The following is a 16,755-nucleotide window of genomic DNA, read 5'->3' on the forward strand; positions in this document are numbered from 1 at the left end:
CTATTCGCTCCGGCTCGCCAGCGCGTTCACGGCGGCGACCGTGATCGCGGAACCGCCAAGGCGGCCCTCGACCGTCAGCGCCGGCACCGGGGAAACGGCCATCAGCGCAGCCTTGGATTCGGCCGCGCCGACGAAGCCGACCGGACAGCCGATGATTGCCGCGGGCCGTGGGCAGTCCCGGTCCTCCAGCATGTTGAGGAGATGGAACAGCGCGGTCGGCGCATTGCCGATCGCCACGATCGCGCCGTCGAGATGCGGCCGCCACAGCTCCAGGGCCGCGGCCGAACGGGTGTTGCGCATGGACTGCGCGAGCGCGGGAACGGTCTCGTCGCCCAGCGTGCAGATGACGGCGTTGGCGGCGGGAAGCCGCGCCCGCGTAATTCCTTCAGAGACCATGCGCGCGTCGCACAGGATCGGTGCGCCCTTCTGCAAGGCCGCGCGTGCGGCGACCGCCATGCCTGATGTGAAGCGGATATGCGCTTCGAGGCCCACCATGCCGGCGGCATGGATCATCCGCACCACCACCTGCTCCTCGTCCGGCGTGAAGCGCGCAAGATCGGCTTCGGCCCGGATGGTGGCAAAGGACTGCCGGTAGATCGCAGCGCCGTCGGTCTCGTACGTGTGCGGCATCAGTGCCCTCCCATCAGGATGGAGGGATCTTTGACGATGTCGTCGCGATTCAGCCCGCGCAGGATGGGCTCATCGCGCGTCGACCCGGCGCGCACGAGATCGAAGCCTGCGCCGGTCGCGACCAGAGTGATGGCGGCGGGACCAGAATGGGCGCAGCCCTTGGCACAGCCGGAGACGTGTAGCCGTGCGGCCGCGCCGATGTTCGGCGCCAGGGCCGCGGCAAGGCCACGGGTATCGGCATGCGCCTCGCGACAGCGTGGCGCACCGCTACAGGCGATGACGCGCAGCGCAGGGTCGTAGGCCTCGGTGATCAGGCCGGTCGCGTTCGGCATCACGCGCTTGGCTTCGCTCAAAACCATCCGCCACGGCGTCATGCGCAGCGCATGTCCGCAACCGGCGAACTGGTTGAGCGTTGCATGCGCCATCTGTCCGAAGGCGACCCCGACCATCGCACCTTGCGCATAGAGGCCGGGACGCGCCGCGGCCATGATCGGCGCCGGCTCGGCCTCGCCGCGCAATGCCGCCGGCAAGATTGCACCGGCTGCAAGATGCGCCGCCATCCGCCCTCGCCCGCCTCTCGCGCCGCCGGAGGTCACGAACCAGCCGGCGAATGCGAGCGCGGTGGTCACGGCCTCGCCACGTGGGACCGAGCGGCCGAGTTTGTCGCCATCAGCCCGTACCAGCAGTCCGCCGGAACCATCGCGCTCGATCCGCACGTCGGCGGAATCGCCCGCAAGCACGCGTGAGGTGCCGTCGTCGATGGCGAAGCCGAACTTGGTTGGAAGTTCGAGCTGGCTGTCGGCGAGCGCCTCCTCGAGCTCGGCGGCGAGCGATTGGGTCTCGTCCCCGCTACGCCAGAACGGCGTCACAAGAATGTTGCGACGGGATTCGGTCTCCGCATCCGGGTCGAGCAGCGCCAGTTGGGAAAGGCCATCGAGCAGCAGCCTGTGGCTGGTCTCGTTGACGCCCCTGATCTGGAGATTGGCCCGGCTGGTCACGTCGATCAGGCCATTGCCATGGCGTTCGGCGAGATGAGCCAGTCCGGAGATCTGCGCCGCGTCGAGCCGTCCGCCGAACGGACGCACGCGGGCCACCAGCCCGTCGCCCGATTGCATCGGGCGCAGCGCGCCGGGACACCAGCCCTTGACCACGGAAGCACTCATGAGGCCTCCCGCAGCGCAGCCGCAATCGAGTTGCGGCGCGTTCGCCAGAGCGAGGCTTCATGCAGGCGCGTGAAACACGTTTCCATCGCGGCGAGTGCCGCCGGATTTTCGCGGGCCATGAAGGCGTGGACGTCGTCATGGCCGAGCGTCGCATCGTAGTAGAGGTCGAACAGATGCGGCGGCACGGCGCCGGCCAGATGCGCGAAGGCGGCCATGTGCTCGAGCGTCGCGGTGATCTCGGCCGCCCCGCGAAAACCGTGGCGCATCATGCCCGCGATCCAGGCCGGGTTGGCCGCGCGCGCGCGGACGACACGGGAGATTTCCTCGGTCAGCGTACGCGCATGCGGCTGCTCGGGGCGCGTCGCATCGAGATGATAGAGCGATGGTCCCGCCGCGCCGAGATGGGCCGCGGCAGCCGCAATGCCGGCCTCATGCGCGGCATAGTCGGCCGCGAGCAGAAGATCGGTTTCCGGCAAATCCTGCATGTGAACAAAAGCATCGGCCGATACGATCCGCTTCTCGATACCGGCACGATCGAGCTTGATTTCGCCATCGGCCGAGAACGCCCATGACGATGCCGAGAGCCACGCTTCGCCGGCGGCTTCGCGCGTCTCGGGCGTGAAGGCGTCCGGGATTGCCGAGAGACCCACGCCGTATTGTCCGGGACGCGGCGCGAACACGCGCGATGTGCGATGGCGATATGGATTTTCGTCGCCCTCGTCCTCGCGGACCGACAGCGCCGCGGCTGCCGCCTCGAACAATTGCGCAAGGCCTGAGAAGACGTCGCGGAACAGGCCCGAGACGCGCAGCGTGACGTCGATGCGGGGCCGGCCAAGCTCCGCAGGCGCGATGATGTCGTAGCCGGTCACACGGCCGGAAGCATGATCCCAGCGCGGTGCGAGGCCAGCCAGATGCAGCGCCATGGCAAACTCTTCGCCCGCGGTGCGCATCGTCGCCGAGCCCCAGAGATCGACGACAAGGCCCTTTGGCCAGTCGCCATGATCCTGCAAATGACGACGTAGCAGTTCTTCGGCGAGCTTGATGCCTTGCACGTGCGCCGACGGCGTCGGCACCGCGCGTGGATCGACGGCAAAGAGATTGCGACCCGTCGGCAGCACGTCCTGACGGCCGCGATAGGGTGAGCCTGACGGCCCCGGCGCGACGCGCCGGCCCGCAAGCGCGGCCCGCAAAGCGTCGCGTTCCGCGTCGCCGCAGGCGCCGCGGCCGAACACGTGCAGGCCGTCGCCGAACTGGCTTTCCTTGAGATCGCAAACGAAACGGTCGATCCGCGGGATCGCTTCGGCCGGCGCGGCCGCTGCATCGAGGCCAAGATCGTCTTCGAGGCCGGCCGCGCGTGCCTCATCGCGGATCGCGGCGATCAGACGCTGGCGGCGGGCGGGATCGAGGCCATCGGCCGTCGAGTACTCGTCGAGGAGCTGTTCGAGCCTGCGCAGCCCGTCCGGCACCGCTGATGCGGCGAGTTGCGGCGGCAGATGGCCGATCGTGACGGCACCCAGGCGCCGCTTGGCCTGCGCGGCCTCGCCGGGATCGTTGACGATGAAGGGATAGATGACGGGCAAATCGCCGACCAGGGCTTCCGGCCAGCACGCCTGCGACAGCGCCACGGATTTTCCGGGCAGCCATTCCAGCGTGCCGTGCGCGCCCATGTGCACGACGGCATCACAGCCCTGCTCGCGGAGCCAGAGATAGAACGCGACATAGGCATGGCGCGGCGTGCGGGCGAGATCGTGATAGTCGGCATCGCGCGCGGTCGCATCGCCACGCTCCGGCTGAACCGCGATGATCGACCGGCCGCATTGAATCGCAGCGAAATGGAACGCGCCGTCGCGACAACCCGGATCGGTCTCCAGCGCGCCCCAGGCTTGCGCGAGATCATCCTGCAACACTTGCGGAAGGCGCGACAGTGCAGCACGGTAATCGGCGACGCTCCAGCTCAAGGTCTGCTTGAGCAGCGTCTCACCGAGCGCATGGACCGGATCGAGATCGAAGCCGGCCTCCGCGAGATCGGACACCAGGGCCTCGACCGACGCCAGCGCATCGAGACCCACCGCGTGCGCGATCTGATGCGGACGGCCCGGATAGTTGGAGAGCACGAGTGCCATCCGCTTGTCAGCGGCCGGCGTCTTCGCAAGACGCCGCCAGGCCGCAACGCGCGCGGCCACGGCCTTCACGCGCTCCTCGTCGGGCTTGTGTGCCAGATGCGAAAATTGCAAATCGGGATCGCGCATCGCCGCAGACTTGAAGCTCACCACGCCCGCGAACAGGCGGCCGTCGACCTCGGGCAGCACCACATGCATCGCGAGGTCGCCGGGCGACAGGCCGCGGAGCGAGCTCGCCCAGTCCTCGCGGCGGGCCGTGGAGAGCGCGACCTGGAACACGGGGCAGGATGCGGCATCGAACGGCGTCGTGCCGTCGTCGCCCATCGCCGAGAACGCCGTCGCATTGACGATCGCGGCCGGAGGATTTTGCGCAAGATGCACCCGCAACCAATCCGCGACCCCCGCGGCTTTCAGCGAGGTGACGAACACACCAAACACGTCGAATCCCTTCTCGCGCAATGCGGCGATCAGGGCATCGACCGGGCCGGTGTCGGCAGCGGTGAGATAGGAGCGATAGAAGGTCACGAGCGCGCGCGGCCTGCCCTCACCCGACGCCGGCGCTGCAATGACGCCGCGCGCGGGATCGTAAAAGCCCATCTCGGGCACGGTCATGTCGCCGATAACAGGTCCCGCATAGAGGCCCGAAGCCAGCGCAAGCTGCGCGATCGCGGCTTGCGATGCGACGGGGCCGCCGGTGTCGCAGAGCACCTTGAGCCGCCGCAACGTCGAGACCGGCAGGGTCGAATACGCGTCCAGCCGCGTATCGTCGCGGCCGTCGGCCGGCAGCACGGCCAGCACGATGCCGCGCTCCTTCGCCAGCTGCTGCAGGGCCGCGAGCCCATACGGCCAATAGGATTCCCCGCCGATCAAACGCACGAGAATGCCGCGCGCGTGCGCAAGCGTGCGTTCGACATAGGTGTCGACCGAGAGGGGATGACGAAGTTCTGCGAGATTGACGAGCCGCAGCGACGGCAGGCTGTCGCGGCCACGGCGCCAGCCGGCCGCGAACGCGGCAAGATCGGAATCCGAATACGAGAGCACCACGAGATCGGCCGGGTCCTGGCCAATGTCCCTTGGTATCGCGGTCTCCTCGAGACCGCGGCTCTCGCGGAAGACGACGTGCATCAGATACCGGATCCTGAAAGACCGAGTCCCGCCTTGATCGCGGCCTCGTCGATATCGCCGTGCTCGCCGATCACGACCAGCTTTGACTGCCTCGCGCCCGCGCCCCAGGGCTTGTCGAACTGGTGGCGCACGCGCTCGCCCACCGCTTGCAGCAAGAGGCGCATCGGCTTGCCTTGCACCGCGATGTAACCCTTGACGCGCAGCACATTCTGCTCGCGCGCCAGACGCTGAACGGATGCAACCAGCGCTTCGATATCGGTGACCTCAGGAAGATCGATCACGACGGACGCAAAATCGTCGTGCTCGTGATCCTCTTCGCCGTCGTGATGCGAGGGACGCGCGGCGAGATCGTTCTCGGCGGCAGCACCGAGGCCGAGGATGAGGCGCGCGTCGATCGCGCCGTCGGTGATCGCCAGCATCGGCACGCGGCGCGATATCTCGGCGGTGATCGCCGCCTTGGCTGCTTCGAGGCCTGCCGCGCCCGCAAGATCGGCCTTGGTCAGCAGCACGATGTCGGCGCAGGCGATCTGGTCCTCAAACACTTCCGACAGTGGCGTCTCATGGTCGAGATTGCCGTCCGCCGCGCGCTGCGCTTCGACGGCGTCAGGGTCGGGCGCAAAACGGCCGGCGGCGACAGCTTCGGCGTCGGCCAGCGCGATCACGCCGTCGACCGTGATGCGCGAACGGATCTCCGGCCAATCGAACGCCTTGAGCAGCGGCTTGGGCAGCGCCAGGCCCGAGGTCTCGATCAGGATGTGATCGGGCTTGACGGCCCGCGACAGCAGCTTCTCCATGGTCGGAATAAAATCGTCGGCGACGGTGCAGCAGATGCAGCCATTGGCGAGCTCGATGATGTTCTCTTCCGGGCAATTCGCATCGGCGCAGGATTTCAGAATCTCGCCATCGACGCCCTCGCTGCCGAACTCGTTGACGAGCACCGCCAGCTTCTTGCCGTTGGCATTGGCAAGCAGATGCTGGATCAGCGTGGTCTTGCCGGAGCCGAGAAAGCCCGTGACGACCGTGACCGGGACTTTTGCGAGCGAATTCATTCGGCGGCCTCCGGCACGACGGCCAAGGGGGAAATGGGGGGAATGCGGGCAAGCGATTGCTTGCGGAATACCTCCGGGCGGCTGCGCCAGGGCACGAGGCCGTCGGGCGCGGCCGCATAGGCCGCGGCGCCCGCGACCACATCGCTCGCATTCGCATCCGACAGACGGCCATAGACATAGGACCAGCGGCCGGGCGCGCTGAGCGCGACGGAGCAACCCTGGTTGCATGCAGACAGGCATTCGACGGGAACCACGCTGACGCCGTCGGGCACGCCGGCCTCGAGGATCGCGCCATGCAGGCGCTTGCCGGGCGTCGTCTCGCCTTCGCCAAGTGTCTCGCCGGCGCGGCAGGTAATGCAGACATGAAGTGTGACGGTCATCGCTTCTTCCAGAATAAACAGCGGGAAGCGATGAGGCCCACGAACCGTTCTTGCGAAGGCCCGTTTCCCCGTCGCGGAACACCCCGTCCGCCGGTCCAAAATCGTCCGCGTTGGCAGGTCTCCCGGCTTGCGGAGCAGGGTTTCCCCTTCGATCCCCGCCTTCCCGATCCCCAGGGGATCAGTGGCTTCGGGCATCTCTCCGGTCACGGTCGCGGGGGCGGCTGCATTTTGGAACCAAATCTTGCCGATTCGGACCCTATCGCATTCCCTCTTCGCCTGTCGTAGGACAGGAACCAACGCCGGGCCACCATTTGCCCCCGACCGCCTCTTGTCAAGCCGAAGGACCCCGTCCGATGACGCCCGAACCGGATACCCAGACGGCCGACGAAACCGACGCCCGCCACGCCTCGAAAATGGCGAAGAAGAAGGTCGCCCGCGACAAGATCATGGCGACCAAGAGCGGCGAAAAGGGCCTGATCATCGTCCACACCGGGGCCGGCAAGGGCAAGTCCTCTTCGGCCTTCGGCATGATCGTCCGCTGCGTCGCCCATGGCTTCCCCTGCGCGGTCGTGCAGTTCATCAAGGGCGCCTGGGACACCGGCGAGCGCCGCATGCTGACCGGCCATTTCGGCGACCTATGCCAATTCCACGCCATGGGCGAGGGTTTTACCTGGGAGACGCAGGACCGCGCCCGCGACATCGCCGCCGCGCGCGCCGGCTGGGAGAAGGCCAAGGAGCTGATCCTCGACCAGAATCTCCGCATGGTCGTGCTCGACGAGATCAACATCGCGCTGCGCTACGACTATCTTGACATCGCGGAGGTCGTCGAATTCCTCACGACGCAGAAGCCGCCGATGACGCATGTCGTGCTCACCGGCCGCAACGCCAAGGACGAGCTGATCGAGATCGCCGATCTCGTCACCGAGATGACGCTGGTCAAGCATCCCTTCCGCTCGGGCATCAAGGCGCAAGCCGGCGTCGAGTTCTAAGAAACTCGCGATGGCGCGCGCATTGATGATCCAGGGAGCCGGCTCGGACGTGGGCAAGTCGCTCATCGTTGCCGGCCTCGCACGCGCCTTTGTGCGACGCGGCCTGCGCGTGGTCCCGTTCAAGCCGCAGAACATGTCGAACAATGCAGCCGTCACCGTTGACGGCGGCGAGATCGGCCGCGCCCAGGCACTCCAGGCGCTCGCCGCCGGCGTCGAGCCGCACACCGACATGAACCCGGTGCTGCTCAAGCCCGAGACCGATGTCGGCGCGCAGGTGATCGTGCAAGGAAAACGCATCGCGACCGCGCGTGCGCGTGAATATGCGGCGATGAAACCGTCATTGATGGGCGCCGTGCTGGAGAGCTTCGAGCGGCTGAAGGCGCGCGCCGATCTCGTTCTGGTGGAGGGTGCCGGCAGTCCGGCCGAAGTGAACCTGCGCAAGGCCGACATCGCCAATATGGGTTTTGCGCGCAAGGCCGACGTGCCGGTCGTGCTGGTTGGCGACATCAACCGCGGCGGTGTCATCGCGCAACTCGTCGGCATCAAGACGGTGATCGACCCGGACGATGCCGCGATGATCCAGGGATTTGTCATCAACAAGTTCCGCGGCGATCCCACATTGTTCGACGACGGCTACAGACTGATCGAAGAAAAGACCGCATGGCGCGGCCTCGGCGTGCTGCTCTGGTTCGCGCGCGCCGGCGAGCTGCCGGCCGAGGATGCGCTGGGCCTGAGCGATGCGCGCAAACCGGGCCAATGCAAGATCGCCTGTCTCGCGCTGTCGCGAATCGCCAATTTCGACGATCTCGATCCGCTCAAGCTCGAGCCTGGCGTCGATCTCGTGATGGTGCGGCCGGGCGAGGCCATTCCCGGCGACGTGCGCCTCGTCATCATTCCCGGCTCGAAATCCACTCGTGGCGACCTCGCCTTTCTGCGCGCGCAGGGCTGGGACATCGATCTCCTGGCGCATTACCGCAGAGGCGGCCATGTGCTCGGCCTCTGCGGCGGCTATCAGATGCTCGGACGCAGCGTCGCTGATCCCGAGGGGATCGAGGGCCCCGCCGGCGACACACCGGGTCTCGGACTTCTGGATGTGGAAACGGTGATGAGCTCGGAGAAGACGTTGACACGCGTCGCGGCGCTGCATGCCGCCACCAATCAGCCGATCGAGGCTTATGAAATCCACATCGGCCGCACTGATGGGCCGGATCGCGCGCGGCCATTCGCAAGGCTGAATGGCGAACCGGAAGGCGCGATCTCGCGCGACGGACGCGTGCAGGGCAGCTATCTGCACGGCCTGTTCACGTCGGATGATTTCCGCAAGGCCTTTTTGGCGAAGCTCGACATTCCCGCCGGCGACGAGCCCTATCACGCAAGGGTCGAGAGCGCGCTCGATGCGCTCGCCGATCACATCGAAGCCCATCTCGATGTCGACGGCCTGCTCGCTCTAGCGCGCTAGAGTCTCGGCCAGGCGGGTCCATTCGGATTCGCTGCCCGGAAGCCCGAGGCGCAGCCATGTCGGCTCTCGCGCGAACACGCGAGACCAGATATGGCGACGCGCCAGCTTCTCCTGCGCGGCAGGCGCGTCAGGCGTCTCGTAGAGACGAAACAGCTGCGTCCCGCCAACGAGCGTCCAGCCTTGCGACTGCACCATGCCGTCGAGGCGAACGCAGTCTCGCGCGAGCCGCGCGGACGTGGCCTCGGCCCAGGCATCGTCACGCAGCGCGCGGCAGCCGATCGCGATCGCCGCTCCCGAGACCGGCCAAGGTCCCGATATCGCCGCGACCCTGGCGATGTCGGACGAATTGCCGAGCGCGAAGCCTAGCCGCAGGCCGGCAAGGCCATAGAACTTTCCGAAGGAGCGCAGGATCAGCAGCCCCGGCCGGTCCCCGGATGCAAGCGATAGCTGCGGGGCTACATCGGCGAAACTCTCGTCGACGACGAGACGACCGACGCGCGGCAGCAGCGTCAGCAAATCCCTTGGTGGGTGGCATCGACCGTCGGGATTGTTGGGATTGACGACTATGGCGAGGTCCGCGCCCGCCAATGCGTCGAAGTCCCCGACCTCCTGGACCTCCCAGCCCGCGGCCGAGAGGACCCCGGCATATTCGTTGTAGGTCGGGGCGAGGATGCGCGCGCGGCCGGGTGGCGCAAGTTGCGGCAGCAGTTGAATCGCCGCCTGTGCGCCGCCGAGCGCGACAACCGCCGCGCTCGTGCGGTAAGCGTGCCGCGCCGCCTGATGCAGCGCCTCGATCTCGGCGCGCGACGGCAACGCGCTCCACGCGCGCGAACTCACCTCGCCCACGGGATAAGGCAGGCGGTTGATACCGGTCGACAGATCGATCCAGTCCTCCGCGCGACCGCCGAAGCGCTGCTGGGCCTGATCGAGATTTCCACCGTGCTCGCGCATGCGCTGTTCTTTCACGCGAAGGCCAGGATCGCAAGGATGCCGGCGAGCAGCAGCATGGTGCGGCGGTAAACCGTCAAGCCTCGATCGATGTCGGCGGCAAGCGGATCGCGCGCAGCTTCATTCAGCCATAGCTCGTTCGTGATGCTGCCGTGATAGATCCGTGGACCGCTGAGCCGCACACCAAGCGCACCCGCCATAGCCGCTTCCGGCCAGCCGGCATTGGGCGAACGGTGACGGCGTGCATCCCGCGTCATGCACGACAGTGCCTCTGATCGCCGTGGCGCCAGCAGCACGAACAGAAATCCGGTCAGCCGCGCCGGAATGAAATTGGCGACATCGTCGATGCGCGCCGCGGCCCAGCCGAAGGCTTCGTGGCGCTCGTTGCGGTGGCCGATCATGGAGTCCAGCGTGTTGATCGCCTTGTAGCCCAAAATGCCGGGCAGACCGAACAGCGCGCCCCAGAATACCGGTGCGACGATGCCGTCGGATGCATTCTCGGCGAGGCTCTCGATCGCCGCGCGCGCGACACCGGCCTCGTCAAGCGTGGCGGGATCGCGGCCAACGATGCGCGAGACCGCCTCGCGTGCGGCGGCGATATCACCGGCCCGCGTGGGATTTGCGACGGCAACAACGTGGTCGTGCAACGAGCGCAAGGCGATCAGCGGCCAGGCCAGAACCCCGACCAGCACGAGCTGGATCAATCCCAAGGGAAGCAGAGACTGCAGCACCCAGCCGAGCGCGACAGCGAGCGCGATCACGACGAGTGCTCCGGCAAGACCCGCGGCGCGGCGAAATGCCGGCGGATCGGACGGTCGATTCCACGAGGTGTCGATGGCAGAGATCAGCCCGCCCAGCCAGGTGACGGGATGGCCGATCCGCGCGAACAACCACAACGGCCAGCCCAACAGGGCATCCACCATCATCGCCACCGCCATCGCACCCGCAAAACCCACACCCGCCTCCTGTCCCGCCCCTGTTGCGCAAACGACGGCCGGAGCGCAAGCCCCCGGCTGGCGGATTTCGGCTTTGTTTTTGGCCGCGTTTGGTGATTAGTCAGACCCACAGGAGATTTTTATGGCCGTCATCTTGATCACGGGCGGAGCGCGATCGGGCAAGAGCGCCCATGCGGAAAAACGCGCACGCAGCTTTCCGGGCCGACCCGTCTACATCGCGACGGCCGAGGCGCTCGACGCGGAAATGGAAGCACGCATCGAAAAGCATCGCAGACGCCGCTCAACCGATTGGATCGAGCGGGAGGTACCGCTCGATCTTCTGCAGGCGCTGATCGAGACCGATGGCGGCGGGCCTAGACTGGTGGACTGCCTGACCCTGTGGCTCTCCAACATGATGCTTGCGCAGCGCAACTGGGATCACGAAGTCATGAAGCTCGCCCTCTTCCTGCGCGGCCAGAAGAGCCCCGTCGTCTTCGTCACCAACGAAGTCGGCCTCGGCATCGTCCCCGACAATGCGCTGGCGCGGAGCTTCCGCGACGCCGCCGGCTTCATGAACCAGGCCATCGCGGCCGTTGCGGACGAGGCCGAGTTCGTCGTCGCCGGCCTGCCGATAAAACTGAAATGATGCCGCGCGACCAATTTTTGCGAGACGTCATCGCTGATCTCAGGATGGCGGCATCGTTCGTGACAATCCTCCCCGTCGCATCGTCGACGCCCGCAGCTGACGGCGCCGTCGCACGCGCGACCTGGGCTCTTCCAGTCGTGGGATTGCTGGTCGGCCTTGCCGGCGCCTTGGTCTACAAGGTCGCGAGCCTGTTGGGTCTGTCGCCGAACCTTGCCGCCCTGCTCGCGCTGGCCGCGACCGCCCTCGTCACCGGCGCGCTGCACGAGGACGGCCTTGCCGATACCGCCGACGGGCTCGGCGGCGGCCGCACCCGCGAGCGCAAGCTCGAGATCATGCGCGACAGCCGGATCGGCACCTATGGCGTCTGCGCGCTGATCCTGTCGTTCGGCCTGCGCTGGAGCGCGCTCGCGACGATCGCCAATCCGTGGGTCGTCGCGCTCGCACTGTGCGCTGCGCACACTGCGGCCCGCGCGGGCTTGCCGGCCTTCATCTCGCAGGTCGCGCCTGCGCGACCTGACGGCCTGTCGGCGAGTGCGGGATCACCGCCGGGCCGCAGCGTTGCGATCGCATTCGCTGTTGGAATCCTCGCGCTCGTGCTCGCGCTTGGGCCGGGCAAGGCGCTGGTGAGCCTGATCCTGCTCGCTCTCTCCGGCCTGATGCTGGCGCGACTTGCCATCCGCCAGATCGGCGGGCAGACCGGCGACATCCTCGGCGCGTTCGAGCAGACCGGCGAGATCCTGATCCTGGTGGTTGCCGCAGCTGTCCAGATCGGAGGGTGACGCAATGGTCGAATTCGACGACACCTTCCGCCAGCACTTGCGCGAGCTGTTCGTGTGGCGCCGCGACGTGCGCCGCTTTCGCGCCGATCCGTTGCCGGACGGCGCCATCGATCGCCTGATCGAGACGGCCTGTCTCTCACCCTCGGTCGGCCTCAGCCAGCCCTGGCGCTTCGTCATCGTCGATGAGGCCGCACGGCGTCGCGCCGTGATCGACGACTTCAAAGCGTGCAACGCGGACGCGCTGAATTCCTATGCCGGTGAGCGCGCAGCACGCTATGCCACGCTGAAACTGTCGGGTCTCGAACAGGCCCCCGGCCACCTCGCCGTGTTCGCGGACAAGGCCAGCGACACCGGTCACGGCCTCGGCCGCGCGACGATGCCGGAGACGACGGAATATTCCGTGGTTGCGGCGATCACCGCGATGTGGCTCGCCGCGCGCGCCGAGGGCATCGGGCTTGGCTGGGTATCGATCCTCCATCCGGATCGCATCCACGCCATTCTCGACGTGCCCGACACCTGGAAATTCATCGCCTATCTCTGTATCGGCTATCCGGAAGTCGAATGCGACCGGCCCGAGCTGGAACAGGCGAAGTGGGAGCAGCGGCGGGGGGCAGAGGAATTCACGCTGCAGCGTTAATCAGGCCACGCCGGATATCCATCTTCCGTGTTGCGAGCGACTGCCGACGTAGGAATACGGTATCGGACTGCCAAACGCTACGAATGAGCAGTCACAAGCGCATTTTTTCGTCAATTGTGGATGCCGGCCGTTCGCGCTAAGCATGCGCCTGGGGCTAGCCACCATGCAAAGAATGTCATGACCGAACGGCCTTCCGCTCTCGCGGTCGATCGCCGCGGGTTCATTCGCCTTGCCAGCACGACCGCCGCGGGGTGGCTGGCGCTCGGCGCAACATCTGATCGCGTGCGGGTCGTGGGATCGCTGACGGCGTTGCCGCTCGACGACGAGCTGACCAGAAGGAGCATGATCGACAGCCCGACCTCCCGCCTGGGTGGCCTCATCGTGGGCTTGAGGCAGCGAGGCTGGGTCGAAGGCGTCAATTTCCGCCTCGAGCTCCGATCGACCTTCGGCGCGCCGGATCGGCTGAAGACCGCGGTTCAGGAATTGCTGGCGCTCAAGCCGGATGTGATCCTGACCGGCTCGACGGTCGAAACCGCGGCCGTCCTGGAAGCCACAAAAACCATCCCGATCGTGTTCGCGACCGCCAACGATCCCGTCGGCAACGGCTTCGTCGAAAGCCTTGCTCATCCCGGCGGCAACGTGACCGGCTTCACCAACAGCACCGCCGAGATGGGCGGCAAATGGCTTCAGCTCATCCGGGAGGCCGTGCCGGATCTTGCGCGCGTCGGTATCCTGTACAACCCGGCGACCACTCCTCGCGGCGGCCGTTTCTTCCTCGATTCCATCGAGCAAGAGGCAGCACTGGCCGGCGTGTCCGTGATCCCCGCCCCCGTCAGCGCGCCAACGGAGATCGACGAAGCCGTCAGGCCCTTTTCCGCTCCCCCCAAGGCGGCAATGATTGCGCTGGTCGACAGCTTCCTGGTGGTCCACCGGCAGGGGGCGGTGGCGGCGGCGGCCAAATATCGCGTCCCTACGATTTACCCGTTCTATTATTTCATGGATGCGGGCGGACTGATGAGCTACGGGCCGACGCTCGAAGTGCGCTCGGCCGACTATGTCGATCTCATCCTGCGCGGCACCAAGGCCGGCGATCTGCCGGTGCAATCGCCACGGAAATACGAACTCCTGATCAACCGCACGGTCGCCCGCACGCTGGATTTGACGATACCATTCACGCTGCTGGCGCGCGCCGACGAGATCCGCGAGTGAACGAGACGATCGACCAGGGAGATTTGCGGCCACCTCCCGGCCGGCTGTTCCGCAAATACCTCTACTCGATCGTCGCGCTCGCTTTCGCCGCGCTCGCCATCAACACCGGCTTCGACGTCTGGTTCTCCTATCGCGAGCAGAAGCAACTCCTGGCGGCGACCCAGCGCGAGCAGGCAGCAAGCGCCGCCGTCCAGATCGGCCAGTTCATTGGCCAGATCGAAAACCAGATCAGATGGCTCTCGCGCCTGCCCCCGGAGCTGTCCACGAACGAGGACCAGCGCCTGAACGCCATCCGCCTCCTGCGCCTCTCGCCTGCGATTGCGGACATCGCCGAGCTCGACGCCCAAGGCCGCGAGCAGGTGCGCGTGTCGCGCCGTGTCGCGGACAGGATCGGCAGCAAGACCGACCTCTCCGCCTCGCAGGCCTTCCGCGGCGCCAACGAAAGCCGCGCATATTACGGGCCGGTCTACTTCCTCGGCGACACCGAGCCGTTCATGACACTCGCCACGCGCGGAACGGGCCTGGCGCCGGATGTGATTGTCGCCGAGGTCAATCTTCGCTTCATCTGGGACCTCGTCGCCGGAATCAGGGTCGGCAACACCGGCAAGGCCTATGTGGTGGATCGCATGGGTATCCTGATCGCGCATCCCGATTTGTGGCGGGCGCTGCGCCGCAGCGATCTCTCCGGCCATCCCGACGTCCGGGCCGCGCTCGATGGCATCGGGCCGCCCTCCGGCGGCCTGGTCAAGGAGGATCTGTCCGGTCAACGCGTGCTGTCGACCTATGCGACGGTCCCCTCGTTGGGCTGGCTGGTCTTCGTCGAGCTGCCGCTCACCGAGGCCTATGCGCCGATCTATGCGTCGATCGGGCGCTCGACTTTTCTCCTGGTCATCCTGCTGGTATGTGCGGTGCTGGTCTCTCTCTTTCTGAGCCGGCGCATGACCGTGCCGATCCAGATCCTGACGCAGGGCGCGCGGCGGATCGGCAGCGGCGACCTCAGCCTGCGGCTCGCGATCAAGACCGGCGACGAGCTGGAGGCGCTCGGCGATCAATTCAACCGGATGGCCGCTCACTTGCGCGAATCCTATGCGACGCTCGAGCGCAAGGTGATCGAGCGCACCTCCGAACTGGAAAAGACCCGCGACCAGGCCCTTGCCGAGCACGATGCCGCCGAGCGTGCGCGCAGCGCGGCAGTCGCGGCCAACGAGACCAAATCGCGCTTTCTCGCGGTCGTCAGCCACGAGCTGCGCACGCCGCTGAACGGCGTCATGGGCGTGCTGCAACTGCTCGACGACGGCGGTCTCGGCGAAGCGCAGCGGCGCCACCTCACGACCGCGGCCGCGTCGGGCGAAACGCTGATCGCGCTGGTCGACGGCATCCTCGAATATGCGCGCCTGGAGGCCAGCGCCGAGACTCTGGAGACCCGCGATTTCCGCCTCGACCAGCTGATCGAGACGGCCGCCGATCTGATGCGTCCGCAGGCCTCTCACAAGGGCCTCTCCTTCGATCTCGCCTGCGACGCGACGGTCAATACCTCCGGGCACGGCGATCCGGTGCGGCTCAATCGCATCCTGCTCAATCTGATCGGCAACGCGATCAAGTTCACCCCGCGCGGCGGCATCGGCTTGAGCGCGGCCGCCGAGGGACATGACGATCATGTCCTGCTGCGCATCACCGTTCGCGATACCGGCATCGGCATCGCGGCCGACATGCACGAGCGGGTTTTCGAGGATTTCGTCCAGGCCGACGACAGCATCGCGCGGCGGTTCGGCGGGACCGGCCTTGGACTGGCGATCGCGCGGCGCCTCACCCGCCTGATGCGCGGCGAGCTGACGGTGGCGAGCACGCCGGGTAGGGGCAGCTCCTTCATGCTTGAGGTACCGCTTGGCCTCGCCACCACCGACATCGCGCAAGGTGCGGTTCAGCCGCCATCGCGGCAGCTTCGGGTGCTGCTGGTCGACGACGATCCCGTCAATTGCGAGGTTGGTGAAGCGATGCTCGAGAGGCTCGGCCACCGCGCCACCATCGCCACGAACGGCGCGTCGGCCATCGCGCTCGCCCGCGATCAGGCGTTCGACATCATCCTGATGGATCTGCACATGCCCGACATCGACGGCGTCGAGGCGGCCTCGCGGATCCGCAAGCTTGGTCTGCCGAGCATGCCGCGCATCATCGCGGTAACCGCGGACATGTCGCGCCGCGCCCGCGAGCGGCTCGCGGGCGCAGGCATTGCCAGGATCGTCAGCAAGCCGATCCTGATCAATGCGCTGCGCGAGGCGATCGAGGACGATGCCCAAAACCAGCCAGCCACGCCGCAGCTCGCCGCAGGCGCCTTGATCGACCGGCATTTCCTTGATGACCAGAAGGAGCTGCTGGGCGCGGCGCAGATCGCAAAACTCCACGACCTGCTGGAACTGACGAGCGAAAAGCTGGTCGAGGAGATTGCCAAGGCTGCGGCGACTGGCGATCCCGCGCAGCTCGCGCGCTGCGCGCACCAGCTCGGCAGCGGCGCGAGTACGCTCGGCCTCGTCCGCCTTTTCGAATTCTGCCGTGGGGTCGAGCTGGCGGCAGTCACGATGTCCCCGCCCGAATGCGAGAGCGCCGCCCGCGAACTCGCCGCGCTTCGAGAGGCCTCGATGAACGCGCTGGATGAATTGCTCCGGCCGGCCTAACAGCGTTCGGTCAC

At 66.9% G+C, this 16,755-nt stretch carries 14 protein-coding genes and 1 riboswitch; of the genes, 7 read left to right on the plus strand and 7 right to left on the minus strand.

Features of this window, described 5'->3' with window-relative positions; all coding sequences use genetic code 11:
- From IVB36_RS33095 to IVB36_RS33115, 5 genes are read right to left on the minus strand one after another with little or no spacing between them, the layout of a single operon-like run.
- Window positions 1-630: a precorrin-8X methylmutase gene (locus IVB36_RS33095; protein WP_018458662.1), complete on the minus strand. Its 630-nt coding sequence runs from the start codon at window positions 628-630 to the stop codon at window positions 1-3.
- Window positions 630-1,793, minus strand: a complete 1,164-nt coding sequence (gene cobG / locus IVB36_RS33100) for a precorrin-3B synthase (RefSeq protein WP_018458661.1) — start codon at window positions 1,791-1,793, stop codon at window positions 630-632. Before cobG ends, IVB36_RS33095 begins: the two co-directional genes overlap by 1 nt.
- A complete protein-coding gene (gene cobN, locus IVB36_RS33105) occupies window positions 1,790-5,038 on the minus strand; it encodes a cobaltochelatase subunit CobN (protein ID WP_247394382.1) in 3,249 nt (1,082 codons plus the stop codon). Before cobN ends, cobG begins: the two co-directional genes overlap by 4 nt.
- Complete coding sequence (gene cobW, locus IVB36_RS33110; RefSeq protein ID WP_247338645.1) at window positions 5,038-6,087, minus strand: cobalamin biosynthesis protein CobW; 1,050 nt, start codon at window positions 6,085-6,087, stop codon at window positions 5,038-5,040. Before cobW ends, cobN begins: the two co-directional genes overlap by 1 nt.
- A complete protein-coding gene (locus IVB36_RS33115) occupies window positions 6,084-6,467 on the minus strand; it encodes a DUF1636 domain-containing protein (protein WP_247338643.1) in 384 nt (127 codons plus the stop codon). The genes cobW and IVB36_RS33115 overlap by 4 nt, the downstream gene beginning before the upstream one ends.
- A 94-nt stretch (window positions 6,468-6,561) precedes the next feature.
- A riboswitch (cobalamin riboswitch) is annotated at window positions 6,562-6,780 on the minus strand.
- Window positions 6,781-6,820: 40 nt separating this feature from the next.
- Between IVB36_RS33115 and cobO the strand changes: the two genes are divergently transcribed.
- The gene (gene cobO, locus IVB36_RS33120; protein ID WP_247338640.1) at window positions 6,821-7,456 is read left to right on the plus strand and encodes a cob(I)yrinic acid a,c-diamide adenosyltransferase; all 636 of its coding nucleotides are present in this window, start codon (window positions 6,821-6,823) and stop codon (window positions 7,454-7,456) included.
- A 10-nt stretch (window positions 7,457-7,466) separates the two neighbouring features.
- Window positions 7,467-8,915: a cobyric acid synthase gene (locus IVB36_RS33125; RefSeq protein WP_247394384.1), complete on the plus strand. Its 1,449-nt coding sequence runs from the start codon at window positions 7,467-7,469 to the stop codon at window positions 8,913-8,915.
- Here the strand turns inward: IVB36_RS33125 and cobD are convergent.
- Window positions 8,904-9,866: a threonine-phosphate decarboxylase CobD gene (gene cobD, locus IVB36_RS33130; RefSeq protein WP_162496361.1), complete on the minus strand. Its 963-nt coding sequence runs from the start codon at window positions 9,864-9,866 to the stop codon at window positions 8,904-8,906. The genes IVB36_RS33125 and cobD overlap by 12 nt on opposite strands.
- 11 nt (window positions 9,867-9,877) lie before the next feature.
- Window positions 9,878-10,819 carry an adenosylcobinamide-phosphate synthase CbiB gene (cbiB, locus tag IVB36_RS33135; protein ID WP_247394385.1) on the minus strand — a complete coding sequence of 314 codons (942 nt, stop codon included), beginning with the start codon at window positions 10,817-10,819 and terminating at the stop codon, window positions 9,878-9,880.
- 121 nt (window positions 10,820-10,940) lie between these two features.
- Here cbiB and cobU point away from each other — a divergent pair, with 121 nt between their 5' ends.
- From cobU to IVB36_RS33160, 5 genes are all read left to right on the plus strand, one after another.
- A complete protein-coding gene (cobU, locus tag IVB36_RS33140) occupies window positions 10,941-11,444 on the plus strand; it encodes a bifunctional adenosylcobinamide kinase/adenosylcobinamide-phosphate guanylyltransferase (RefSeq protein ID WP_247394387.1) in 504 nt (167 codons plus the stop codon).
- On the plus strand, window positions 11,441-12,223 hold the full coding sequence (cobS, locus tag IVB36_RS33145; RefSeq protein ID WP_247394389.1) for an adenosylcobinamide-GDP ribazoletransferase: 783 nt from the start codon (window positions 11,441-11,443) through the stop codon (window positions 12,221-12,223). Before cobU ends, cobS begins: the two co-directional genes overlap by 4 nt.
- Before the next feature lie 4 nt (window positions 12,224-12,227).
- Window positions 12,228-12,860: a 5,6-dimethylbenzimidazole synthase gene (gene bluB, locus IVB36_RS33150; protein ID WP_247394391.1), complete on the plus strand. Its 633-nt coding sequence runs from the start codon at window positions 12,228-12,230 to the stop codon at window positions 12,858-12,860.
- A gap of 177 nt (window positions 12,861-13,037) precedes the next feature.
- Window positions 13,038-14,069 carry an ABC transporter substrate-binding protein gene (locus tag IVB36_RS33155; protein WP_247394392.1) on the plus strand — a complete coding sequence of 344 codons (1,032 nt, stop codon included), beginning with the start codon at window positions 13,038-13,040 and terminating at the stop codon, window positions 14,067-14,069.
- Window positions 14,066-16,741, plus strand: coding sequence for a hybrid sensor histidine kinase/response regulator (locus IVB36_RS33160; RefSeq protein WP_247394396.1), 2,676 nt, complete (start codon window positions 14,066-14,068; stop codon window positions 16,739-16,741). Before IVB36_RS33155 ends, IVB36_RS33160 begins: the two co-directional genes overlap by 4 nt.
- The last annotated feature ends 14 nt before the right edge of the window (window positions 16,742-16,755 follow it).

The sequence above is a fragment of the Bradyrhizobium sp. 35 genome (assembly GCF_023073215.1).
Lineage (GTDB): Bacteria > Pseudomonadota > Alphaproteobacteria > Rhizobiales > Xanthobacteraceae > Bradyrhizobium > Bradyrhizobium canariense_D.